The 22,049-nt window shown below is 70.1% G+C and carries 20 protein-coding genes; 15 read left to right on the forward strand and 5 right to left on the reverse strand.

Annotated elements, in window-relative coordinates; all coding sequences use genetic code 11:
- Window positions 1–16: 16 nt before the first annotated feature.
- A complete protein-coding gene (locus ACX114_RS19415; protein WP_459299856.1) occupies window positions 17–1,261 on the reverse strand; it encodes a hypothetical protein in 1,245 nt (414 codons plus the stop codon).
- Window positions 1,262–1,499: 238 nt separating this feature from the next.
- Here ACX114_RS19415 and ACX114_RS19420 point away from each other — a divergent pair, with 238 nt between their 5' ends.
- From ACX114_RS19420 to ACX114_RS19440, 5 genes are all read left to right on the forward strand, one after another.
- Entirely contained in the window at window positions 1,500–2,000 is a 501-nt protein-coding gene (locus tag ACX114_RS19420; protein WP_459299858.1) for a Fur family transcriptional regulator, read from the forward strand.
- A 5-nt stretch (window positions 2,001–2,005) separates the two neighbouring features.
- A complete protein-coding gene (locus tag ACX114_RS19425) occupies window positions 2,006–2,542 on the forward strand; it encodes a TlpA family protein disulfide reductase (RefSeq protein ID WP_459299860.1) in 537 nt (178 codons plus the stop codon).
- 82 nt (window positions 2,543–2,624) lie between these two features.
- Window positions 2,625–2,906 carry an FtsB family cell division protein gene (locus tag ACX114_RS19430; RefSeq protein WP_120551597.1) on the forward strand — a complete coding sequence of 94 codons (282 nt, stop codon included), beginning with the start codon at window positions 2,625–2,627 and terminating at the stop codon, window positions 2,904–2,906.
- Entirely contained in the window at window positions 2,903–5,065 is a 2,163-nt protein-coding gene (locus tag ACX114_RS19435) for a sensor domain-containing diguanylate cyclase (protein WP_459299863.1), read from the forward strand. The genes ACX114_RS19430 and ACX114_RS19435 overlap by 4 nt, the downstream gene beginning before the upstream one ends.
- Window positions 5,066–5,072: 7 nt before the next feature.
- A complete protein-coding gene (locus ACX114_RS19440) occupies window positions 5,073–5,852 on the forward strand; it encodes a class I SAM-dependent methyltransferase (protein ID WP_459299865.1) in 780 nt (259 codons plus the stop codon).
- A gap of 1 nt (window position 5,853) precedes the next feature.
- Here the strand turns inward: ACX114_RS19440 and ACX114_RS19445 are convergent, their stop codons facing one another.
- A complete protein-coding gene (locus tag ACX114_RS19445) occupies window positions 5,854–7,548 on the reverse strand; it encodes an HAD-IG family 5'-nucleotidase (RefSeq protein ID WP_459299867.1) in 1,695 nt (564 codons plus the stop codon).
- A gap of 85 nt (window positions 7,549–7,633) precedes the next feature.
- Between ACX114_RS19445 and ACX114_RS19450 the strand changes: the two genes are divergently transcribed.
- Genes ACX114_RS19450 through ACX114_RS19475 form a run of 6 tightly spaced genes read left to right on the forward strand, consistent with a single transcriptional unit; the run spans window position 7,634 to window position 14,491 of the window.
- Entirely contained in the window at window positions 7,634–7,957 is a 324-nt protein-coding gene (locus tag ACX114_RS19450; protein WP_459299869.1) for a hypothetical protein, read from the forward strand.
- Window positions 7,954–10,254 carry a serine/threonine protein kinase gene (locus ACX114_RS19455; RefSeq protein ID WP_459299871.1) on the forward strand — a complete coding sequence of 767 codons (2,301 nt, stop codon included), beginning with the start codon at window positions 7,954–7,956 and terminating at the stop codon, window positions 10,252–10,254. The genes ACX114_RS19450 and ACX114_RS19455 overlap by 4 nt, the downstream gene beginning before the upstream one ends.
- A 5-nt stretch (window positions 10,255–10,259) precedes the next feature.
- Window positions 10,260–10,919, forward strand: coding sequence for a response regulator (locus ACX114_RS19460; RefSeq protein WP_459299873.1), 660 nt, complete (start codon window positions 10,260–10,262; stop codon window positions 10,917–10,919).
- A 27-nt stretch (window positions 10,920–10,946) separates the two neighbouring features.
- On the forward strand, window positions 10,947–12,287 hold the full coding sequence (locus ACX114_RS19465; RefSeq protein ID WP_459299875.1) for a M16 family metallopeptidase: 1,341 nt from the start codon (window positions 10,947–10,949) through the stop codon (window positions 12,285–12,287).
- A 3-nt stretch (window positions 12,288–12,290) separates the two neighbouring features.
- Window positions 12,291–13,793, forward strand: a complete 1,503-nt coding sequence (locus ACX114_RS19470) for a M16 family metallopeptidase (RefSeq protein ID WP_459299877.1) — start codon at window positions 12,291–12,293, stop codon at window positions 13,791–13,793.
- Entirely contained in the window at window positions 13,790–14,491 is a 702-nt protein-coding gene (locus ACX114_RS19475) for an RluA family pseudouridine synthase (protein WP_459299879.1), read from the forward strand. The genes ACX114_RS19470 and ACX114_RS19475 overlap by 4 nt, the downstream gene beginning before the upstream one ends.
- Before the next feature lie 9 nt (window positions 14,492–14,500).
- On the opposite strand, the gene ACX114_RS19480 is transcribed toward ACX114_RS19475, so the two are convergent.
- Genes ACX114_RS19480 through ACX114_RS19490 form a run of 3 tightly spaced genes read right to left on the reverse strand, consistent with a single transcriptional unit; the run spans window position 14,501 to window position 17,364 of the window.
- A complete protein-coding gene (locus ACX114_RS19480; protein WP_459299881.1) occupies window positions 14,501–15,346 on the reverse strand; it encodes a hypothetical protein in 846 nt (281 codons plus the stop codon).
- Window positions 15,343–16,755, reverse strand: coding sequence for a hypothetical protein (locus ACX114_RS19485; protein WP_459299883.1), 1,413 nt, complete (start codon window positions 16,753–16,755; stop codon window positions 15,343–15,345). Before ACX114_RS19485 ends, ACX114_RS19480 begins: the two co-directional genes overlap by 4 nt.
- Window positions 16,756–16,800: 45 nt before the next feature.
- Window positions 16,801–17,364 (reverse strand): hypothetical protein, encoded by a 564-nt coding sequence (locus ACX114_RS19490; RefSeq protein ID WP_459299885.1) that lies wholly within the window; start codon window positions 17,362–17,364, stop codon window positions 16,801–16,803.
- Window positions 17,365–17,598: 234 nt separating this feature from the next.
- Between ACX114_RS19490 and ACX114_RS19495 the strand changes: the two genes are divergently transcribed.
- The 4 genes from ACX114_RS19495 (at window position 17,599) to ACX114_RS19510 (ending at window position 21,896) form a co-directional block, all read left to right on the forward strand.
- Window positions 17,599–18,414: an MlaE family ABC transporter permease gene (locus tag ACX114_RS19495; RefSeq protein ID WP_459299887.1), complete on the forward strand. Its 816-nt coding sequence runs from the start codon at window positions 17,599–17,601 to the stop codon at window positions 18,412–18,414.
- Window positions 18,415–18,455: 41 nt separating this feature from the next.
- A complete protein-coding gene (locus ACX114_RS19500) occupies window positions 18,456–19,193 on the forward strand; it encodes an ABC transporter ATP-binding protein (RefSeq protein ID WP_459299889.1) in 738 nt (245 codons plus the stop codon).
- A 119-nt stretch (window positions 19,194–19,312) separates the two neighbouring features.
- Window positions 19,313–20,842 carry an MlaD family protein gene (locus ACX114_RS19505; RefSeq protein ID WP_459299891.1) on the forward strand — a complete coding sequence of 510 codons (1,530 nt, stop codon included), beginning with the start codon at window positions 19,313–19,315 and terminating at the stop codon, window positions 20,840–20,842.
- Between the two features lie 127 nt (window positions 20,843–20,969).
- Complete coding sequence (locus tag ACX114_RS19510; RefSeq protein ID WP_014397093.1) at window positions 20,970–21,896, forward strand: PfkB family carbohydrate kinase; 927 nt, start codon at window positions 20,970–20,972, stop codon at window positions 21,894–21,896.
- The last annotated feature ends 153 nt before the right edge of the window (window positions 21,897–22,049 follow it).

Here is a 22,049-nt window from a genome sequence, read left to right on the forward strand (position 1 = left end):
GTACCTCGTCGGTGAGTCAGTGCGAAGGGGATTGGGCCTGGGCGGACAGCTGCTTGCGCAGGCCTTCCGTCAGGTTCAGGCGTTCAAAGGCGCGGGTCACCAGCTCCGCGGGCGCGCCGTGCTTGCGACCCACGACGTTGGCCAGCGAGTGGAGATCCGTGGCGTCCGGCAGGGCGTCCTTCGCCAGCCGCTCCAACTCCTTGCGGAGCGCGTCGGCGAAGCGCTTCTGGATGCCCAGGTCCACCAGGTACTTGTCCCGGCCGAGCAGATCCAACCGGTGGGTGAGGTGGCCCGTGGCCAGCACTTCGTTGCGGAAGCGCTCGCGCAGGGCCTCCACCACCTCTTCCATCTTGAGCGCGTGCGTGAGCCGCTGCAGCTCGCTGGGAGACAGGCCGAGCGCCCAGGCCACCCGGCCGGCGGCGCCGCGCTGGGACGCGTAGGCGGTCTCGATGTTGTGGCGCTCGCGGGCCTCCAGCGTCTCCATGATGCCGTGCTGGCGCAGCACGTTCTCCATGTCGACCTGGGTCAGCTCACCGCGCGGGCCGTTGTAGCGGTGCTCCAGCGTGCGCAGCAGTGAGAAGCGGTGCTCCGTGGCCTCGATGGCGGCCTCCAGCGTCTCCTTGCCCTCGGCGCGCGTCAGTTCAAAGAACGACAGTCGCTGGGCCTCCACGCGGGTGAAGCGGCCGCGGGGGCGGGGCAGCTCGCGCTTGAGGAAGCGCGGGGCCTCCTCTTCCTGGGGGGCCTGGGGCGCCGGGGTGGGCGCGGCGGCGTCGGCGTCGGCGTCCTCCGCGTCGGTGGTGCGCTTCTTGGGCGCGATGCGCTCCTGGACGGCGGCGGCCTCCGCCTTGGCGCTCTTGCGGCGGCCGGTCTTCGCGTCCGTCTCCTCGGAGGGCGGGGTGGGGAGCGCGAACACGGGCGTCGTGGGGGCGGGCGCGGGAGGCGGCGTCTTCTCCTCGCGCACCTGGGCCAGCTCCTGCGCCACGTCGTAGTAGCCGCACTCCTGGCGCTGGGCCGCGAGCGCCGGCGTCACGCCGCGCAGGATGTCCACCACCGCGAAGGGCCCCAGGGGGGACGTCTCCGGTTCACCGTCCGTGAGGGCGCGGACCCGGAAGTCCTCATCCTCCGTGAGAAGCGCGAGCGCTTCGCGGACCTGCTGTGCGGGGGCCGGAGCCTTCGCGCGTCGGCAGAAGTCCGACACCGCCACCGCCACCGGGGTGGGTACGTCATCGGGCTGCCGTCTTCTCTGCCAGGGACTGATCATGGAAAGGTTCGGAAAATTGCTCGTTTACGAGGGCGGATGCCTCTATCTTCGCGGCCAGACAGGTGTCAATGAGCCAGTCCGGCCTCAATGTAAACAGCCCACGCGCGGCGCAAGCCGAAGACACCGAAGTCCATGGTAGTCAGCGGGGGAGCGGGCGCTTGCCAGGGCCGGCCGGCCAGAATGACTTGCGGGAGCAGGCATCCCCACCCCAACACATGGGGTGCTCCAGAGATTGCAGATGACGACCCATCACCACAGCCACTCCCACTCCCACGGCCCCTCGGACAAGGACAAGGACGAGGTGCTGGCGCGCTACATGGCCCAGCACGGCCTGAAGAGCACGCGCCAGCGCAGCCTCATCATCGACACCTTCTTCGAGGTGGGCGGTCATCTGTCCGTGGAGGAGCTGTGGAACAAGGTGCGCGAGCAGGACACCAAGGTGTCCGTGGCGACCGTGTACCGGACCATGAAGCTGCTCAACGAGTGCGGCCTGGCCCACGCGCGCAACTTCGGTGACGGGCAGACTCGCTACGAGGCGGCGGCGGGGCGCGAGCACCACGACCACCTCATCTGCACGAGCTGCGGCACCATCGTGGAGTTCGAGAACGACCGCATCGAGACGCTCCAGGACGCGGTGGCGCGCAAGCACGGCTTCACGGTGACGTCGCACAAGATGGAGCTGTACGGCTTGTGTCGCGAGTGCCAGCTCCGGGGTGGCCCTCCGGAGTCAGAGGCCTGAGCGCGGTGAGCCCGGTGCGACGACGCACGCCCTGGCGCGCGGTGGCGCTGGGCGCGCTGTGCCTCCTGGGCTCGTTGGCGGGCTGCCGCCACGGTGGGCCGGTGGACGCCGGGCCTGCCTTCTACCGGGCGCTGTGGCTGCCGTCGGTGGGGCCCACGCGCTACGACCCCCGCCAGCTCCCCGGCAAGGTGGTGCTGGTGTCCTTCATGGCCACCTGGTGCTTCCCGTGCCTGGCGGATCAGCCCACGCTGACGAAGCTCCAGGAGACCTACGGCCCCCAGGGCTTCCAGGTCGTCGCGGTGGGGATGGACATCGACGAGGGCAAGGTGCTGGGTCCGTTCGCGAACCACTACGCCTTTCCCTACCCGGTGCTCCTGTCCGACGAGCGGATGCGCGCGGGGGAGAGCGCCTTCGGCCGCATCCGGGCGCTGCCCAGCACGGTGCTGCTGGACAGGCACGGCCGCGCGGTGGCCGCGTGGCAGGGGATTGAAGGCCAGGCGGACGTGGCGAAGGCCATTGAAAAGCTGCTGAAGGCGGACTGATTTCCGCCCTCGCCCGGGGTGCTACAGGGCTGGAGCGGAATTCTTGCGGGCAGGGGGGCCGCTGGTACCTTCGCCGGCGCTCATGACGTCCCGGCGAAAGCTCCTGATGGTGGCGGCGGTGGTGGCGGTGGCCTTGAGCCTCGCTTCGGTGGCGGACGCCAAGGGCTTCCGGCGCTACCTGCGCCTGCGCCAGGACGTGGAGGCGCTCGACGAGCGCAACCGCGCGCTGGCCGCGCAGAACGACGCGCTCCGCAAGGAGATCGCGGCGCTGCGCAAGGACCCCGCGACGCTCGAGCAGTCGGTCCGTGAGGAGCTCGGCTACGTGAAGCCGGGCGAAATCGTCTTCCACCTGGAGTCGCCATGACCTCGCTGTCCGTGGTGCCCTCTCCCGCGAAGCTCGTGCGCGCGTTCTTCCGAGCCATCCCCGCCGCGGTGGCGCTGGCCACGTTCGTCCACCTGGCGCGCGGCGGCTTCCGGGACCTGCACACGCTGGGCTGGACGGAAGCGGCGCTGGTGATGGGGCTGCTCGTCGGCATCGGCATGGCGGCGTGGCGCCGGGCCATGCGCTCCTCGGTGGGCGCGGTCATCGACCTGCGTGACGACCTGGAGCTGGGCGGCGGGCTCATCTCCGCGGCCTTCATCGTGGTGGCCATTGGCGGCGGGGAGCTGTTCCCCATCGTCTACCTCTTGATGGCGTTCCTGGTGGCGTTCCTGCCGCGCAACGCGGGCATGACGCTTCTGGGCGTGGCGCTGGTGTACGACGGCCTGGTGACGCTGGGCGGGCCGGTGGTGAACGTCACCGGGTTCCTGACGCACGCGGCGTTCCTGGCGCTGTTCGCGGGGCTGTACCACCTGGTGCTGTCCACGCGGATGGCGGTGGCGAAGCGGGCGGAGTCGGACGCGGTGCAGAAGCGCATCCGTGAGGTGGAGGAGCGCGCGCGCACCTTCCGGCTGGTGTCCTCCGGGACGCAGGACAGCTTCAGCGGGATGAACTCCGACGAGAAGTGGCTGGTCGCGTCGGTGAAGGAGATTGAGGGCGCGGTGCACGCGGCGCTGGAGATCGCGGAGACGGGCCTGCGCACGGACACCTGCGCGGCGTTCCTGCTCACGTCGGACGACCGGAGCCTGAAGCTGTACGACTGCCGCTCGGGTTCGGAGCGGGTGCAGCGCGAGAAGTTCAACGCGGGCGAGGGCATCATCGGCGGCGTGCTGAAGCGCCGCGCGCCGGTGCGGATGAACTCGCCGCAGGGGCTCAAGGGCGTCACGTACTACGAGGGCGGTGGCCCCACGGTGCAGGCGCTGCTGGCGGTGCCCATCCTGGAGGGCAGCGGGCTGGTGCGCGGCGTGCTGGTGGCGGACAAGCTCAAGAACGAGCCGTTCACGGACCAGGACGAGAAGATGCTCACCACCATCGCGGGAGAGGTGCTGCGCTCCATCGAGGTGGAGCGGGTGATGAGCTACATCCGCAAGACGCGCGATGAGAAGGACCGGTTCTTCCGGGCGATTGAAGAGCTCAACCGCGCGGGCAGCCCGGACCAGGTGTTCGTGGCGGTGCTGGAGGCGACGCGGCAGCTGGCGGGCCTGGACTTCTGCGCGGTGACGCTGGTGTCGGAGGTCGAGGGCAAGCGGGTGCACCGCGTGGCGCGGATGACGGGCGTCACGGCGCAGGGCAAGGCGCTGGAGGGGCAGACGTTCCAGGACAACAATGGCCTGGTGGCGAACGTGGTGCGCTACGGGGCGCCGCTGCCGGGGCGGGACATCAAGGCGATGGACCGCCAGGTCATCTTCGATGAGGAGACGCAGGTGCGCGGCCTGGGCGCGCTGAAGATCTTCCCGCTGGTGGCGGGGGACCGCATTCTGGGCACGCTGGTGGCGGGGTCGCGCAAGAAGGCGGCGTTCGAGCAGGACGTGCTGCGGATGATCGAGGTCATCGCCATCCAGGCGGCGCAGGCGGTGTTGCGCGCGCAGCTCTACGAGCAGATGGAGCGGATGGCGACGACGGACGGCCTCACGGGCCTCTTGAACCACCGCACGTTCCAGTCGCGCGCGGACGAAATCCTGGCGCAGGCGCGGCGGTACAACCGCAAGTGCTCCATCATGTTGACGGACGTGGACCACTTCAAGAGCGTGAACGACACCTACGGCCACCCGACGGGCGACCAGGTGCTCAAGGGCGTGGCGCGCATCATCAAGACGCTGGCGCGGGACACGGACGTCGTCGCCCGCTACGGCGGCGAGGAGTTCGTGATGGTGATGCCGGAGACGGACGTGCAGGGCGCGAAGATCATCGCGGAGCGCATCCGCGAGGCGGTGATGGCGGAGGTGTTCCAGACGGAGATGGGCCCGCTGCGCATCACGATGTCGCTGGGCATCGCGACGTTCCCGGACAACGCCATGGAGAAGCAGCAGATGATCGACCTGGCGGACCAGTGCCTGTACCACTCGAAGCGCAACGGCCGGAACCAGTCCGTGACGGTGGCGCAGATGCAGGGTGGCCGGAAGCTGGCGGCGGTCGCGGAGTAGGGTGGCGGTGTCGGTTCCCCTCGCTGTCACCACCAGCACGAAGACGGATGCGGCCACGGTGCGCGAGGCGCGGGCCGTGGCGCAGCGGTGGAGCCTGCCGTTCCTTCCGCGCCGCTCCGGTGAGGGCATCGCGCCCTGGCTGGGCTCCAAGGTCGATGCGCTGCTCGTCGTGGGCGGCGATGGCGTGACGCTGTGGGCGCCGCAGGGTTCATTCGGCTTCCACGCGGGCATGGCGCACCTGCGGCGCATGCGGCTGCGGCAGGGGCAGCGCGATGATGCGTTCCTCAAGGTCGCGGAGATCGTCCCCGGGGATGCCGTGCTCGACTGCACCCTGGGGCTGGCTCAAGACGCGCTGGTGGCTTCGCTTGCCGTCGGGCCCACGGGCCGTGTCGTCGGCCTGGAGAAGAGCCTGCCCCTGTGCGTCGTCGCCGCGGAGGGGCTCCAGCGCTACGACCGGGGCGCGGACTCGTGCGCCATCGAAGTGATCCACGCGGATGCTCACGCGTACTTGAAGACGCTGCCCTCGAAGTCCTTCGACGTCGTGTTCTTCGACCCGATGTTCGCCAAGCCGAAGAAGGCCCAGCCCGCCTTCGACGTCCTGCGCCGCTTCGCGGAGCATGCCCCCCTCACTCCTGAAGCGGTGGAGGAGGGGAGACGTGTCGCTCGCCGGTGGGTCGTCGTGAAGGGCGCCCGTCACACCGATGACCTGAAGAAGGTGGGCATCCAGCCGGAGCCCACCTCGCGCTTCAGTGACGTCATCTGGGGACGGCTGCCCGCGACGCCCTGAGCTACTCCTTCTCCGACCCCTTCGGCGGACCCTCACTGCCCATGGGGGACATCTTGCTCGACAGCGCTCCAGCCTGCTCGTGCGCCATCAGGTCGCGCGGCGAGCGGTAGTACTGCATGGGCGAGTGGTGCAGGAAGTTCGACACGCGGCTCGTGTAGAGACACGCGTACTGCTCCACCTGGTAGCCGAAGCGGCTGTTCTCGTTGCCCTCCTTGAACAGCAGGCCCCAGTACGGGTTGAAGCCCTCCTCGACGTCGCGCTCCAGCGTGTCCGCGATGCCGTTGGTCTCCTTCAGCGAACGGCGCAGCTTCTCCAGCTCCGCCTTCACCTTCTTGCGCAGCTCCTCCACCTCCTGGCGCTCCGGAGCCGACAGCTCCTCGCGCTCCAGCCTGCGCTCCAGGGTGTTCAGCACCGTCTTGCGGTGGTTCACCTCGTCGTCCAGCCGCGCTCGCGTCAGCTCCACCTCGGACAACGTGGTGATCTCCTCGCGCCGCGCGTCCGTGTAGGTGATCTCGTCCTCAATCTCCTGGACGATCATGCACGTGCGCCACAGCGACGACTTCTTCGACTTCAGGATGTCGCCGTAGATGTGGTCGCCCACGTAGAGGATGTGCTCGCCCCGGTAGCCGGTGAACTCCTCGAACTGGGCCAGGTTGCCGCCCGAGTACACCGTGCCGCGCTCCAGCGACTTCGCCTCGCCCACGACCTTGCCGGCCTCCGTGGAGGAGTCCAGCTCCAGGAACGGCCGCGCTTCCGTGAAGAAGGCCGGCTTGCCCGCCGCCGTCACCACGAAGTCGAAGTAGTTGCGCCAGCTGGGGTATTCCGGCAACTGCCCGTCCAAGAGGTAGCGCATCACCGCGTTCGTGTAGTCCCACGCGGAGTTCGTTAGCAGGAACAACCGCTTCCCGCCCGAGCGCAGCTTGTGCAACGCCGGACCCAGCTCCGGATCCAGGAACACGTAGCGCGCCAGGTCCTTGCGGATCTCCCGCTTGAGCGAGTTGTCCCGGTGCACCGTGTCGATGGCTTCCCGGATGTCGTCGTAGAGCTTGCCGTAGTTCACGGTGTGCCCCAGCGACTCCATCAGCTCGATGATGCCCGAGTACAGGCACGTCTCCGGCAACGCGAAGAGCGTGTCGTTCCACGCGAACTGCGGGTTGCGCAGCCGCACGCGCTTGTTGCGGTACAGCTCCTTCCACGCGTCGCGCTTGAGCGGACGCAGGCCGTGGTACGCGCGCCCCACGTGACCGAAGCGGTCCATCTTCAGGACGTTGCCGTTGACGCGGTCCACCGCCAGGCCGCGCATCACGAAGTGGTGATCGTAGAGCAGGCCTCCCACGAACGGCGGGTAGCCGTACTCGCTGATCAGCTTCGCGAGCGTCATGTCAAACGACAACTGCTCCAGCCGGCGCATGTGGTAGATGGCCAGCGTGTAGTCCATGTCGAACCCGATGAGCTCGATGTGGTCCATGCGCAGGTTGCGGTTGACGAACACGTCCCGCGAATGCGGCACCTGGTCCGCGGCCTCGCGCGGCGTGGTGAGCAGCCGGCCGAGCACATCGTCGGTGAGCAGGTCCCTCGCCCGGCGGGCCGCGTCGTCGGCGTGCTCGCGGCGGATGGAGGAACGGAAGCTCCCGTGCAGCGGATCCACGGAGGGTCCGCCCGGGATGGGCCTGACAGTCGAGAGTAGGGGCGACACGGGACCTCAAGACATAACACGCGCCGCACACCCTTCGCCCGCGTCCTTGCGGGCTTCGCACGGGGCTGGCACGCTCTGTCCAACGATGCGCACCCCACGTCCATCCCCGGCCTCCGCCGAGGACCTCCACGCGCGCCTGGCCGCTCGAATCACCGCGCTGGAGGACCGGGTGCGTCGTCTGGAGGCCCGGCTCGCCCTGGAGGCCCGCAAGCCGCCCGTCGTCCGCACCCGCGCCAGCGCCTCCGCCGCCACCGTCCGCACCGCCAGGCCCCGTCCCCGTTGCCCCGGCTGCACCCTGGAGCTGCCCCGGGGACGGCGCGGTGAGTCGTGCGTGTGGTGTGGCTTCATGTTCGCCGCCGTGACCCGCCGCCGCGCCAGCACGCCCAAGGCGCCCCGGAAGCAACGATGAGCGGGACGTACCGGCTCATCGGCCGCACCGAGGCAGGGGACCTCGCGGAGCTGTACGAGTCCGTGCTGCTGCCCACCATCCCCGTCGCGGTGAAGCTCTTCCTGCCGCGCACCTCCGACCCCGCCTATGCCCGCTCGCTGGCGGAGACGGTGCGGCTGCTCCAGCCCGTGCGCCACCCGGGCCTCCTCCATGTCGTGGACGTGGGCTTCGTGCGCCAGCGGCTCGCCGTGGTGCGCGAGGACGTGGACGGCTTCACGCTGGGCGTCGCGCTCCAGCGCCTCAACACGAAGGAGGTGCTGCTGCCGCCCACGGTGGCGCTGTCCATCGTCATCCAGTTGCTGGAGACCGTGCAGCTCGCGCACGACGCGGGCGCCGTCCACGGGGCCATCACCCCCGGCAACGTGCTCCTGTCCCGCGACGGCTTCCCGGCCATCTGCGACTTCGGCGCGCTCCAGGCGCTCCTGTCCGTGCCCCAGCTCAAGCGCACGTTCGCGCACCGGGGCCGCAGCGCCTACCGGGCACCGGAGGTCACCCGCGGCGAGACGCCCACGGAGGCGTCCGACGTGTACTCGCTGGGCGCCATCGCGTACGAGCTGCTCACGCTGCGCGAGGCCGTGGTGCCCGGCAGCGGCGTGAGCACCCGCCGCGAGACGCTGCCTCCGCCCAGCCGGTTGGACCGGCGGATCAACTCGCGGCTGGATCCGGCGATCATGCGCGCGTTGGATCCGGCGCCCCAGCGGCGCTTCCGCTCGTGCGGCGAGTTCGCCCAGGCCCTGCGCAACTTCCTCTCCGCGGGCGGCGGCCTGCCCGGCGCGGAGGAGGTGGCGCGCTTCGTGTCGGAGCTGTTCCCCAACGAGGTGAGCCTCGCCGCACCCGGGCCCGTGCCGTTCGCGGAGCCCTTCCAACTGGAGCCCGTCTCCGGCGCGGAGATGGACGACCTGCACGCGGAAGAGCTGGAGGCCTCCATCGTCCAGCGCGCGCCGTACAGCCGAGCGCCCACGGAGCAGGAGGCGTCCGCCGAGACGCAGGAGGCCGCGCCCGGCTTCGAGGCGTTCCGCCCCGAGGACTACGCGCCGGATGGTGACGCGCCCGCGAACGACGAGCCCGAGCCGACGAGCGGAGCACGGAGCACGGACCCTTCACACGCGGGGCCGCTGGAGCAGGGCTGGGACGCGCCGCCAGGAGTCCTCGCGCAGAAGTCCCGCCGTCCGGACAGTCCGGCGTCCGCGCGCGCGGGACGCAATCCGCGCGTGAAGGTCATCGAGGACTTCTCCGGTCCGGCCCTCGGGGACGATGAACCGCCCGTGCCCACCGGCCGCCGCGCCGCCATGCGCCCCGGTCCGGCCCTCGGGGACGACGAACCGCCCGTGCCCACCGGCCGCCGTGCGGCCATGCGCCCGGGGCCGCCCCTGGGCGGAGATGAACCCGTTCCTCCCTCCGGCCGCCGCGCCGCCATGCGCCCCGGCCAGCCCGGGAGTCCGGAAGAAGAACCGCCGAAGCGCCCGGCCCTGCGCCCCGCGAAGGGGGCTGGCGGCAGGGCTCCCGGCCAGGAGACGGCGATCCTCCCCGCTGGCGGGGGAGTGCCCGCCGCCGCTGATCGCCGGGGCCGCGCCGAACCCACCGAAGCCCTTCCCGCCGAACCCCGCTCGGAGCGCCGCATGGCTCCTCCGAAGGCGGAGGGCCGCGCGCGCTCCGACATGGCCGTGCCCGCGCCGTCGGACCGGCACCTGCCGGTGAACCAGCGCTTCGACACGGTGGAGACGCCGCGCATGGACGCGGTGGACGCCGGCACCCGCCGCAAGCGCCTGCTCTTCATCGCGGGCGGCATCGCCCTGGTGGGCCTGTTCATGTTCGCCGTCGCCGCGTGGCGGCTGGGCCTGGAGCCGGTGCGGGAACCGGAGCTGCCCCGTTACGACCCGAACACGCCCGCGCCGCCCGCGAACCCGTCCGCGCTCAAGCCCATCGCGCCTCCACCGCCCGCGCCGCCGCCCAACCCGGGCGCGCGGGACATCGAGGACGAGGACGCGGAGGGGGACACCGCCGAGCCCGGCGTTCCTCCCAAGAACCAGCGCGCATTCCTCACGCTGCGCACGAACCTGCCGGCGAACGTCTTCATCGACGGGGCGAAGGTGCGCCGCGCGACGCCGCTGCTGAACTACCCGGTCCGCGTGGGCACTCGCGACATCCGCGTGGTGGCCATCTCCACCGGCGAGCAGAAGGACTTCCAGCTCCGCTTCTCGCGGGGCCAGCACCAGAAGCTGGACGAACAGTTCCAGCCTCCCCCCACCAGGCGGTGAGTTCCGTGGAGCGCACGCGCATCTTCGTCGTCGAGGACCAGCCCCAGCTCCTGAAGAACCTGGTCAAGGTGCTGGGCACCTTTCCGGAGCTGGAGATCGTGGGCACGTCCCAGGACGGCGAGCAGGCGGTGGACGACATCGTCCGTGAACGCCCGCAGCTCGTCCTGCTGGACCTGGAGCTGCCCAGCCTCAACGGCATCCAGGTGACCCAGAAGGTCAAGCGCCGCGCGCCCGAGGTGGAGATCCTCATCCTCACGTCCTTCGAGGACGAGCAGAAGGTCTACGAGGCCATCCAGGCCGGTGCGTCCGGCTACCTGGTGAAGCGAGTGGGGCCGGAGAAGATCCGCTCCGGCATCCAGGAGGTCATGGACGGGGGCACCGTGCTGGAGCCCATCATCGCCCGGCGCTTCTGGAACTACTTCCAGTCCATCCAATCCAAGCCCGCCCAGAAGCCCGCCGAGCTGCCCTGGGGGCTGACGGCCGTGGAGCTGGACGTCCTTCGCTACGTGGCCAAGGGCCTGTCCAACGCGGAGGTGGGGCGGGTGATGACGCTGGAGCGGCGCACGGTGCGCACGCACCTGTCGCATATCTACCGGAAGATGGGCGTCAACTCCCACGTGGACGCGGTGGTGATGGCCCTGCGTCAAGGTGTCGTGGATCTCTAGCCGCGCCGTGGTTACGGTGTGGCACCTATGTCCAAGGCATCCCCGCGGTCCACCGCCGTGCGCGCGGTGGACCCCACGCTCGCAGCGCTCTTCGACGTTCACGAGGCAACCCTGCCCAACGGCCTCAAGGTCCGCCTGCTGGCGAACCATCAGGCCCCGGTGGTCAGCCTCTACACCTTCTTCCAGGTGGGCAGCCGCAACGAGCGGCCCGGCATCACCGGCATCAGCCACCTGTTCGAACACATGATGTTCAACGGGGCGAAGAAGTACGGCCCCAAGATGTTCGACAAGACGCTGGAGTCCAACGGCGGCCGCTCGAACGCGTACACGTCCAATGACATGACCGTGTACTACGACGACTTCAGCGCGGACGCGCTGGAGACGGTGCTCGACCTGGAGTCGGACCGGATGCGCTCCCTGCGCATCTCCGACCAGACCCTGGCCAGCGAGCGCCAGGTCGTGATGGAGGAGCGCCGCGTCCGCGTGGACAATGAGATCCCCGGCATGATGGACGAGGAGTTGGGCACGCTCGTCTACAAGGCGCACGCGTACCGCTGGCCCGTCATCGGGTGGATGGCGGACATCGAGAACATCACCCGCGAGGACTGCCAGGAGTACTTCCGCACGTACTACGCGCCCAACAACGCGGTGCTCTATATCGTCGGGGACATCGACCCGAAGAAGACGCTCGCGCTGGTGAAGCGCTACTACGGCAACATCCCGCGCGGCCCCACGCCCGCGCCGGTGCTCAACGCGGAGCCGGAGCAGAAGGGCGAGCGCCGCGCCGTGGTGCGCCACCCCGCGCAGTCGCCGTCCGTGATGATCGGCTTCCGCGGCCCCGCCGCCAGCGACGAGGACACGCTGGTGCTGGACGTCGTCCAGTACATCCTCACCAAGGGCGAGGGCAGCCGGCTGGTGAAGTCGCTCGTGTATGACCAGAAGGCCGCCGTGTCGGTGATGCTCGACTGGAGCTGGCGCATCGACCCGGGGACCATCCTGTTCTACCTGGAGCTCAAGCCGGACTCGGACGCGGCGAAGGTGGAGGCCCTGCTGTACGCGGAGCTGGAGCGGCTTGCGCGCGAGGGCGTCACCGACAAGGAGCTGCAGAAGGCGAAGAACAACCTGCGCGCGGACCACCTGCGGGAGCTGTCCACCAACAGCGGCCGGGGCCACGCCCTGGGCCACTACGAGGCCCTGCTGGGCGACTGGCGCGAGGGCCTGTCCCTGCCGACCTTCTACGCGTCCGTCACGGCGGAGCAGGTGAAGTCCGTGGCCGCGAAGTACTTCGCCCCCGAGCGCCGCTCGGTGGTCACCCTCCATCCCGAAGCCGGCGCCGAAGAGGCCGGTGACGAAGCGGCGGAGGCGTAAACCATGGCCTCCCGAAAGATCGCCAACGTGAAGAGCACCGTCCGCAAGGCCGCCAAGGCCGTGCGCAAGCAGGCCACCGCCGCTCGCAAGAAGGTCGCGCAGGCGAAGAAGGCCGTCCCGGCCCAGGCCAGGAAGCTGAAGAAGCTGGTGAAGGCCGCGCCCGCGCCGAAGTCCGCCGCCACCGGCGAGCTGAAGCTGCCCGCGCTGCATGAGAGCACGACGTCCACGGGCCTGAGGGTCATCGCCGCCGAGCGCGGGCCGCTGCCGCTCGTCTCCGTGCGGCTGGTGATGCGCGCGGGCGGGGTGTGGGACCCGCAGGGCAAGGACGGCCTGGCGGACTTCACCGCGCGCCTTATGCGCCGGGGCACGAAGCGCATGGACGCGGATGGCATCAGTGAAGCCATCGAGTTCGTGGGCGCCAGCCTCTACGCGGGCGTCAACGAGGACGTGCTGTCCGTCTACCTCACCACGCCCGCGGAGCACTTCTCCGCGATGCTGGACGTGCTGGGGCAGGTGGTGCGCGAGCCCACGTTCCCGGAGAAGGAGGTCGTGGACGCGCGGGAGCGCGCGCTGGCGCAGTTCGCCAACGACCTGGATGATCCGTCCTCCATCGCGGACCGCGCCTTCACGCGCGCCATCTGGGGGGACCATCCGTACGGGCGCGACCTGGGCGGCAACAAGCGCACCGTGTCCACCTTCACCCGCGACGACGTGGTCCGCTTCCACGCCGAGTGCATGGGGCCGCGCATCTCCCTGCTCACGGTGGTGGGCGCCATCGACCCGGCGACCGTGGCCGCGGAGGCCGAGCGCGCCTTCGCCGGCTGGACGGGCGGCCCCGACGCGGAGCCGATGCTGCCCCGCAAGCAGGAGCCGCTGGCGAAGGCCGGCACGGTGCTGCTGGTGGACAAGCCGGACCAGACGCAGTCCCAGGTGCGCCTGGGCGGCCCCGGCTTCTGGCTGGGCCACGAGGACTACTTCCCGGCCACGGCGATGAACATCGCGCTGGGCGGCGGCTTCACGTCGCGGCTGATGAACGAGATCCGCGTCAACCGGGGCCTCACCTACGGCGTCAGCTCCTACTTCGACACGATGAGCGCGGCCGGCATCTTCGCGCTGTCCACGTTCACGAAGACCGCGTCCACGCGGGAGATCATCGACGTGGCGCTGAAGGAGATCCACGGCGTGCGCGACGGCGGCCTCAAGCCCCGTGAGCTGAAGGACGCGCAGAGCTACCTGGCCGGCCTGTATCCGCTGCGCACGGAGACCAACGAGTCCGTGGCCTCCGTCATCGCGGACATGCGCATGCACGGCCTGGGCGACGACTGGGTGGAGAAGTTCCGCGACCGGCTGCGCGCGGTGACGCCCAGGGACGTGGCCGCCGCGGCGAAGAAGTACGCCTTCGCGGACCGGCCCGTCATCGTGGTGCTGGGCAAGGCGTCGGAGGTGAAGCCGCTCCTGGAGGGGCTGGGCCCCATCACCGTCGTGCCGGCATCGGACTACGAATGAGCCGTGACGTTCCCCGCGTCCTCTTCGAGGGCGCGGGCGTGATGGTGGTGGACAAGCCGGCCGGGGTGCTCGTCATCCCCGGCCGTGAGGGCGGCCCGTCCCTGCGCGACACGCTGGAAGCCCACCTGGGCCGCAAGGTCTTCGTGGTGCACCGGTTGGATCGCGACACGTCCGGCGCGCTGGTGTTCGCGCTGGACGCGGCCGTGCACCGCGCGCTGTCCCAGGCCTTCGAGACGGGCAAGGTGCGCAAGCGCTACCGCGCCCTGGTGGAGGGCCGGCTGGAGGCGCCCCAGATGGTGGACGCGCCGCTCGTCGCCGGCCGCAAGGGGCGCATGCGCGTGGCGAAGCCGGAGGAGCCGGACGCGAAGCTGTCACGCACGCGGGTGCGTCCGGTGGAGACCTTCGCGAGCGCGTCGCTGGTGGAGGCGGAGCCGCTGACGGGCCGCACGCATCAGATCCGCGTGCACTTGCTGTCCCTGGGGCATCCGCTGCTCGTGGACCACCAGTACGGCCGCGAGGCGCCGCTCACGGAAGGCGACCTGGGAGGGCAGGGGAGTCAGGAGGTGCTGACCCGGACGCCGCTGCATGCCGCCCGGGTGGAGTGGCCCGCGTTGCCCGGGCTGCCCGCGCGCGGCGTGGACGCGCCGCTTCCCGCGGACATGCAGCGCACGTTGGAGCTGCTGCGCGCTGCGGGGTGAGGCGCGGCGCTACTTGTACGGCTCCAGGCGGAACGTGTTGGAGTCGCCGGTCACGCCGAAGCTGTCCCTCGCGGTGAGGTGCACGTTGCCCGCGGGCGCGTCCATGACGACGAACGCGAGGCACGCGCCCAGGATGCAGGGGCCGATCTTGCTGGGCGTCACCGTCCCGCGCGACGCGCTCAGCTCCACCGAGCCCTGGAAGTGTCCGGCCCTCGGCCCCTGGGCGCGCACCGTGATGGCGAAGGACGTCCGGCTCACGCGCGTGCCTTCGATGGTGTCGAAGCTGAAGCCCGTGACGTCGCCCTCGCGCATCGGCTCGTCCGGCCCGGGGCCCGCGTCCATCACCCGGTCGCCGCCGTCCGTTTCGTCGACCCCGCCGTCGAAGTCGCCGTAGACGGGCCCGGCGTCGGTGAGGATGAGCACGCCGCCGTCCTCGGGGAGGGGAGGGTCGATGACCTCCTGTCCCGGAGGGCGCAGGGTGAGGGCGCCCTCGGCCACCGCCTCGCGCCCGTCATCCAGTCGCAGCCGCACCGCGTGCGCGCCCGCGCCCAGCCCCCGGGGCACCGTCACGATGGCGACGCCCGCCGGGTCGAAGCTCGACACCGCCGCTTCCTGATCATCCATCCAGATGCGGCCAGACCCCATGCGCGCATCCACCTTCTCCTCGCCGTAGTCCACGGCCACGCTGTAGCGCGCGTCGAACCGAACGGTGACGTCCTCGTCCTTCGCGTTCACCGGCAGCGTCGCGGGCTCCACGCCGACGATGGTGGGCGGAGGCAGCGCAGCGGGATCCCCCGTGCAGGCCCACGCCAGCACCGCCATCCCCACCGTGGTGGCCAGGGCCGCGCGCATCACGGGACGAACCTCAGCCCCGCGGACACGGACACGCCGCCCAGCTCGGCGCGCAGCGACGGGGTCTCCACCGGCGCCAATGCCGCGCGCACCTCCGTGAGGAGGCTGAAACGGCCCAACCGGTAGGCGCCCTGCGCGGCCAGGAATCCCATGGCGCGCACTCTGCGCTCATCCACGACGTCAGGAAAGACGTCCCCGGTCCCAATGCCTTGCGTCGACAGGTGATGGCTCAAAGCCAGCACTCCGCCGCCTGCACGGCCGTCCAGCTGAAAGGAACCCCGCTGGAAAAGGGTGACCCGCGCGGACAAAAGCAGGGGGATCCCCCACACGCGCGAGTGCACCTCCGCGCCTCCCTGCTGTCCGTCCATGCTTGCGTGACGCAGGCCCACCTCCGCCTCCGCCGCCACGCGCCAGAACGGTGCCGGCACCGGCAGCGGCACGGAGACGCCCAGCCCCAGCAGCGGCCCTCCATTGGCGCCGCTCGCGAACGCGGCGCCGCCCAGGAGGAACAGCGACGTCCGTACCGCCGCCGCCGGGACCGCGACACCGTGTGCCGGGAAGGGTCTGTCGGTGTCGATGATCACCACCTCCGCGGGCCGCACGGCGGCGGGCTTCACCGCGCCCTGGAGCGTCACCGCGTCCTCGACGGGCGCATCAGTCCAGCGCACGGTGACGGACACGTCCGTGGCGTCCGCGCGCGGCTGCACCGTGTAGCGCGCGCGGTCCGGATCCACCGGCTTCACGGTGGCGCCCTCCGCCTCCACGCTCAGCTCCGAGGCGGCGATCCGCTCCTCGTTACCCGCGATGATCAGCCAGCCACCGCCCTCCACGGGCAGCGGATCCGGCGTGAGCGCGGCTACGAGCGGACGCGCGGCGGGCACCTCCAGCGGCGCGCGGCGATCCGTGGTGAGCGTGCCCCGGGTCGCGAGCACGCGCGCCTCCGTCGCATCCGGCGGCACCTCCACGGGCACCTGCGCCTGGCCTCGCCCGTTCGCCTTCACCGGGCCGAAGCGCGCGTCGCCCACCGCGACCACCACCTCCGCGCCCGGCGCCGTGGACACGTCCAGCGTGGTGCGTCCCAGGAGGGGCAGCCGCACGGTGGTGACCTCCGGCGCGCGGCCGTCCTCCACCCAGAACGCGAGCACCGCCCACAGCGGGTAGCGCACCGGCGGAGGCGTCCAGTGGAAGACGCGCTCGGCGCCGCCCTCCACCCGCGTCTGTTCCCAGGTTCCAGAGGAGGCCGCCGCGCGCACGGGGCCGGCGCCCCTGGGCACCCGCACCCGCACCTCCACGGTGACGTCCTGCCCGAGCACCACGCGCCCGGGCGTCGCCTCCACCTCCGGCGGATCCGCCCGTGCGACGGCGGCACCCAGCATCAGGAGGCAGAGAGCGAGGGGGAGCGGCGGACGCATACGGGACACCCAGCGACCTAGTTGACCGCCGCTCCGGCCTCCGGGTCAATCCCCGGAAGACAGGGAAGTCTCAGCGGCCGTGTCCGCCTCCGGGGGCGGCTCGGCCTGGGGCTTGTCCGCGGGGCCGGTGTGCTTGTTCGTCGGCGGACTGAAGACGGGCTTGTCCGCCGGAGCGCCGCCCCGGCCGTGCACCAGCGTCTTGGTGTCCGAGCGGAAGGTGAGGTCCACCTTGTCGCCGCGCACCGCCGTCACCAGGCCCACGCCGAACGTCGGGTGGTGGATCACCTGATCCACCTTGTAGGTGTCCTTGGGGCTGTACTTGGGCGCGCTCGCGATGTCCTTGCCCGCCAACTGCTCGTCGAAGGAGATGACCACCTTCTCCGCGCGGGGCGTGCTGGAAGAGGCGGCGCGGGGCGCGCGCGTCGCGGCGGCCTTGGTGGGGCGGTCCGTGACGCCCGCCGCGCCACGGAACGCGTGGTCCCCGCCGCAGGTGTTGCAGCGGACGCGCACGATCTTGGGACCGACCATCGCGAGGATGGTGTGCGCCAGGTTCATCTTGCAGCGGGTGCACTGGGCATCCACCTCGCCGCCGACCTTCTGAGTAGCCATGCTGTCGTGTCGCTCTGGCCCGGCAACTCCCAGAAGGGCGCGCCGGGCGTGGAAGTAAAGAGGGCCGCGCAACATAACGGCCGACCCCAGGCGGAGGAAGCCCCATCGCATCCCACCCGCGCGCCGCGTGGGAGCCCTCCGGGCAACCAGCCGATGGAGGTGGGGGTGGGATGGGCCCGCGCTCAGTTCCCTTGTGCCGCCGTCCGGAGCACGTAGAGTCGCCCGCCTGAACGCATGACCACCGAGACCCCCAGCAAACCCAACCGGATCACCGGCGCCTTCACCCAGTCGGTGGAGGGCCTCGGCAAGGGCATCATCGACGTCGTCAGCAGCATTGGCGGAGTGGTGGCCCTGGGCCTGGACGTCTTCCGCTGGAGCGTGCGCCGCCCGTTCCGGCTGCACAACCTCTTCACCCAGCTGGACTTCGTGGGTGTGGGCTCCATCTTCATCGTGGGGCTCACCGGCACCTTCACCGGCATGGTGTTCGCCCTCCAGACGTCCACGGCCTTCGCCCTGTTCGACGCGGAGAGCCTGGTGGGCCCCACCGTGGCCCTGACGCTCACGCGAGAGCTGGCCTCCGTGTTCGCCGCGCTGATGGTCACCATGCGCGCCGGCTCCGCCATGTGCACGGAGTTGGGCACCATGCGCGTCACCGAGCAGGTGGACGCGCTGGAGACCATGGCCGTCAACCCGGTCCAGTACCTCCTGGTCCCCCGGGTGCTCGCGGGCCTGTTCATGGTCCCCGCGCTCACCATGCTCTTCAACACCACGGGCATGACGGGCGCCTACGTGGTCGCCGTCTTCGGCCTGGGCATCTCCCCCGGTACCTTCCTCTCGCGCACCCAGCAGTGGATGGCGCCAGCGGACGTCTACGAGGGCCTGCTCAAGGGCGCCATCTTCGGCCTCTCCGTGGCCCTCATCTGTTGCTACAAGGGCTACAACGCGTCCGGCGGCGCCAAGGGCGTGGGCCAGGCGACCACGGAAGCCATGGTGGCGAGCGCGCTGTCCATCTTCATCCTCGACTTCATCGTCGGCATGTTGATGCACTGATGGACCCCCGGACTCCGACAGCTGCCGACTCCCAGCGGGCCATGATCGACATCGTGGACCTGCACAAGACGTTCGCGGGGAACAAGGTCCTCACCGGCATCAACCTCACCGTGCCCGCGGGCAGCACCTGCGTCATCCTGGGCGGCTCCGGCTCCGGCAAGACGGTGCTGATGAAGCACATGATCGGCCTGCTCAAGCCGGACAGCGGCAAGGTCATCATCGACGGGCAGGACATCGTCCCCATGAGCGTGGAGGGGCTGCAGCAGGTGCGCCGCAGCTTCGGCATGGTGTTCCAGGCCGCCGCGCTCTTCGACTCCATGACGGTGTTCGAGAACGTCGCCTTCCCGCTGCGCCAGCATACGAAGCTGTCCGAGGACGAGATCCGCGTCCAGGTGAGGAAGCGCCTGGACCTCATGGGGCTCAAGCGCGAGGTGGAGGGCCGCTTCCCCGCGGACCTGTCCGGAGGCATGCGCAAGCGCGTGGACCTGGCGCGCGCCGTGGTGCTGGACCCCAAGGTCGTCCTCTATGACGAGCCCACCACCGGCCTGGACCCCATCACCACGGACTCCGTGGACGACATGATCCTCACCGCGCAGAAGGAGCTGGGCGTCACCAGCGTGGTCATCAGCCACGACATCGCGTCCGCCTTCAACGTGGCCAATCAGATCGCCTTCTTGTCCAAGGGCGTCATCGTGGAACACGGTCCGCCGGAGAAGCTGCGGGAGTCCCAGCACCCGGCCGTCCAGGTCTTCCTCCAGACGTGGTTCGGCAAGAACTAGGACCTTCAGGTAGGGAATCCGGTCCCCCAAGGATTCCAGTCCTTCATGAAAAGCTGGCACCCGGCATGCAAATCGTTAGAGTCGCGCGCGGCCGGTGGTAGCGCTCGGAGTCACATCAGGTGAAGAAGCTCGTCACGCCCTTCCGTGTTGGCCTGCTGGTCCTCGCCGCCGGAGGATTCCTCATCACGTTCGTGCTGTTCGCCAAGAAGGGCGGACTGAGCGACAGTGACTCCACCCAGGTGTGGGCCTACTTCCGGGATGCGTCCGGCCTGGCGGTCCGCGGCCGGGTGCAGATCGCGGGCATCCCCGTCGGCGAAATCAGTGACATCAGTCTGGAAGGCACCCGCGCGAAGATCTGGCTGAAGATCCGCAAGGGCGTGGACCTGCGCCAGGACGCCGCGGTCACCAAGCGCTCGGAGTCCCTGCTGGGCGACTACCTGCTCGACCTGAACCCGGGCACGGAGCAGGCGCCTGAGCTGGAGAACGGCGGGCAGATCCGCCGCGTCATCGACACCCAGGGCGTGGAGGCCGTCTTCGAGTCCCTGTCGCAGATCACCTCCGACATCCAGCAGGTGACGGGCGCGCTGCGCGAGGTGCTGGGCGGCGAGAAGGGCGCGGGCAGCCTGGAGCGCATCGTGGAGAACCTGGTCCGCCTGTCGGACTCGGTGGACGCGACGGTGCGCCGCAACACGGACCGCCTGGACACCATCATGGCGAACGTGGAGGGCGTGTCCTCCGACGTGCGCGCCATCACCCAGGGCAACGGCGCGGAGGTGACGCGCATCGTCACCAACGTGGAGCGCATCACCCAGGACGTCCGCGAGGTGCTGGGCACCGTCAAGAACATCGTGGGCAGCGGGGAAGGGGAGTTCAAGGAGAGCGTCTCCAGCCTCAAGCAGACGCTGGGGCGGCTGGACAACACCCTGGCCAACCTGGAGGACATCACCCGCAAGGTGAAGGACGGCGAGGGCGCCGCGGGCGCGCTGCTCACCGACGAGCAGCTGGGCCAGCGCCTCAGCGAGGCCGTCACCGACGTCAGCGAGTTCGCCACCCGCCTGAGCACCCTCCAGACGGAGGTGGGCCTGTTCAGCAGTTACCTGGTGTCCCAGGGCGCGTCGAAGAATGGCCTGTCGCTGCGGCTCATCCCCAAGCCGGACAAGTACTACCTGCTGGAGATCATCGACGACCCGCGCGGCTCCGTCAGCACGCAGGTGGTGCAGACGAACCCGCCGTCGGACGGGGACCCGGTCATCCAGACGCAGAAGGTGACCAAGGAGTCCTTCAAGATCAGCCTCCAGTTCGCCAAGCGCTACTACTTCACCACCCTGCGCGTGGGCCTCATTGAATCCACGGGCGGTGTGGGCGCGGACCTGCACCTCTTCGACGACGCGCTGACCCTGAAGATGGACGCGTTCAACTTCACGGCGGACGAGCTGCGCTACCCGCGCCTGCGCGCCACGCTGCGCGCCCAGGCGTTCGACCACCTGTTCGTCATGGCGGGCATGGACGACATCCTCAACGCCAAGCAGCGTGACGCGGCCACCCGCCGCCTCATCGCCGGCCGCGACTTCTTCTTCGGCGCGGGCTTCTTCTTCACCGACGACGACCTGAAGGCCCTCATCGCCACCACGGGCGTCCCGGCGTTCTAGACCGTTGTCCCCTTGACGTTGCCGGGAAGGTGTCGTACCCGGCACGGGCACGGGGTTTCCCCTGGAACGCGCCGTGCCCTGACGCGAAGCCGTACGCGCGCCGGGTCACCCCCAGGAAGAAGCCTCCATGTCTCTTCTCGTCGTCGGTTCAATCGCGCTGGACTCGCTGGAAACGCCCTTCGGCAAGAAGGAGGACGTGCTGGGTGGCTCCGCCACCTACTTCTCCACGACCGCGTCCTTCTTCGGCCCCGTGCAGCTGGTGGCGGTGATTGGCGAGGACTTCCCGGAGTCGCACCTGCAGTTCCTGCGCGGGCGCGGAATCGACCTGGAGGGGCTGACCCGTGAGGCCGGCCGCACCTTCCGCTGGAAGGGCAAGTACGGCTGGGAGCTCAACGAGGCGCAGACGCTGGACACCCAGCTCAACGTCTTCGAGTCCTTCTCGCCCAACCTGCCGGCCGCCTACCGCGAGACGCCCTACGTCTTCCTGGGCAACATCCACCCGGAGCTCCAGTCGCGCGTGCTGGACCAGGTGAAGGCGCCCAAGCTGGTGGCCGCGGACACGATGAACTTCTGGATCCAGGGCAGCCGCCCCGCGCTGCTCAAGACGCTCCAGCGCGTGAACCTGCTCTTCATCAACGACGCGGAGGCGCGCCAGCTGTCCGGCGAGCACAACGTGGTGAAGGCCGCCCGCGCCATCCTGGCCATGGGCCCGTCCCGCGTGGTCATCAAGCGCGGCGAGCACGGCGCGCTCCTCTTCGACCACGACCACATCTTCGCCTGCCCGGCCTTCCCCCTGTCGGAGGTCTTCGACCCCACCGGCGCGGGTGACACCTTCGCCGGCGGCTTCATGGGCACCCTGGCCAGCTCCGGCGGCAAGGTGGATCAGCAGGTGCTGCGCAAGGCCATGGTCATGGGCAGCGTGATGGCCTCCTTCACCGTGGAGAAGTTCAGCCTGGAGCGCCTGCGCGAGGTGCAGCGCCCGGAGATCCACGCCCGCTTCGCCGAGTTCAAGAAGCTCACCCACTTCGACGACCTGGGCCCGCTGGGCGGGTAGGGGAGCGCTCGCGAGGGGACGGAAGGCCCGGTGTGGAACTTGACGGGCCGCACCCACCCTCCCTAGGCTCGGGCGGACGCAGTGGATGAATAAATCCGGTGCGGACGTCCTTTTTCAGCGCCGACGTGGACGGGAAGTTTCACGTCGGGAGGT

It is taken from the genome of Corallococcus sp. M7 (assembly GCF_054512695.1).

Bases quoted from the DNA above. Each gene is read 5' to 3' on its own strand.
- ACX114_RS19495 (WP_459299887.1), top strand. From the start codon at position 17,599: ATGACCACCGAGACCCCCAGCAAACCCAACCGGATCACCGGCGCCTTC.
- ACX114_RS19450 (WP_459299869.1), top strand. From the start codon at position 7,634: ATGCGCACCCCACGTCCATCCCCGGCCTCCGCCGAGGACCTCCACGCG.
- ACX114_RS19455 (WP_459299871.1), top strand. From the start codon at position 7,954: ATGAGCGGGACGTACCGGCTCATCGGCCGCACCGAGGCAGGGGACCTC.
- ACX114_RS19510 (WP_014397093.1), top strand. From the start codon at position 20,970: ATGTCTCTTCTCGTCGTCGGTTCAATCGCGCTGGACTCGCTGGAAACG.
- ACX114_RS19465 (WP_459299875.1), top strand. From the start codon at position 10,947: ATGTCCAAGGCATCCCCGCGGTCCACCGCCGTGCGCGCGGTGGACCCC.
- ACX114_RS19500 (WP_459299889.1), top strand. From the start codon at position 18,456: ATGATCGACATCGTGGACCTGCACAAGACGTTCGCGGGGAACAAGGTC.
- ACX114_RS19485 (WP_459299883.1), bottom strand. From the start codon at position 16,755: ATGCGTCCGCCGCTCCCCCTCGCTCTCTGCCTCCTGATGCTGGGTGCC.
- ACX114_RS19430 (WP_120551597.1), top strand. From the start codon at position 2,625: ATGACGTCCCGGCGAAAGCTCCTGATGGTGGCGGCGGTGGTGGCGGTG.
- ACX114_RS19470 (WP_459299877.1), top strand. From the start codon at position 12,291: ATGGCCTCCCGAAAGATCGCCAACGTGAAGAGCACCGTCCGCAAGGCC.
- ACX114_RS19475 (WP_459299879.1), top strand. From the start codon at position 13,790: ATGAGCCGTGACGTTCCCCGCGTCCTCTTCGAGGGCGCGGGCGTGATG.
- ACX114_RS19415 (WP_459299856.1), bottom strand. From the start codon at position 1,261: ATGATCAGTCCCTGGCAGAGAAGACGGCAGCCCGATGACGTACCCACC.
- ACX114_RS19420 (WP_459299858.1), top strand. From the start codon at position 1,500: ATGACGACCCATCACCACAGCCACTCCCACTCCCACGGCCCCTCGGAC.
- ACX114_RS19435 (WP_459299863.1), top strand. From the start codon at position 2,903: ATGACCTCGCTGTCCGTGGTGCCCTCTCCCGCGAAGCTCGTGCGCGCG.
- ACX114_RS19490 (WP_459299885.1), bottom strand. From the start codon at position 17,364: ATGGCTACTCAGAAGGTCGGCGGCGAGGTGGATGCCCAGTGCACCCGC.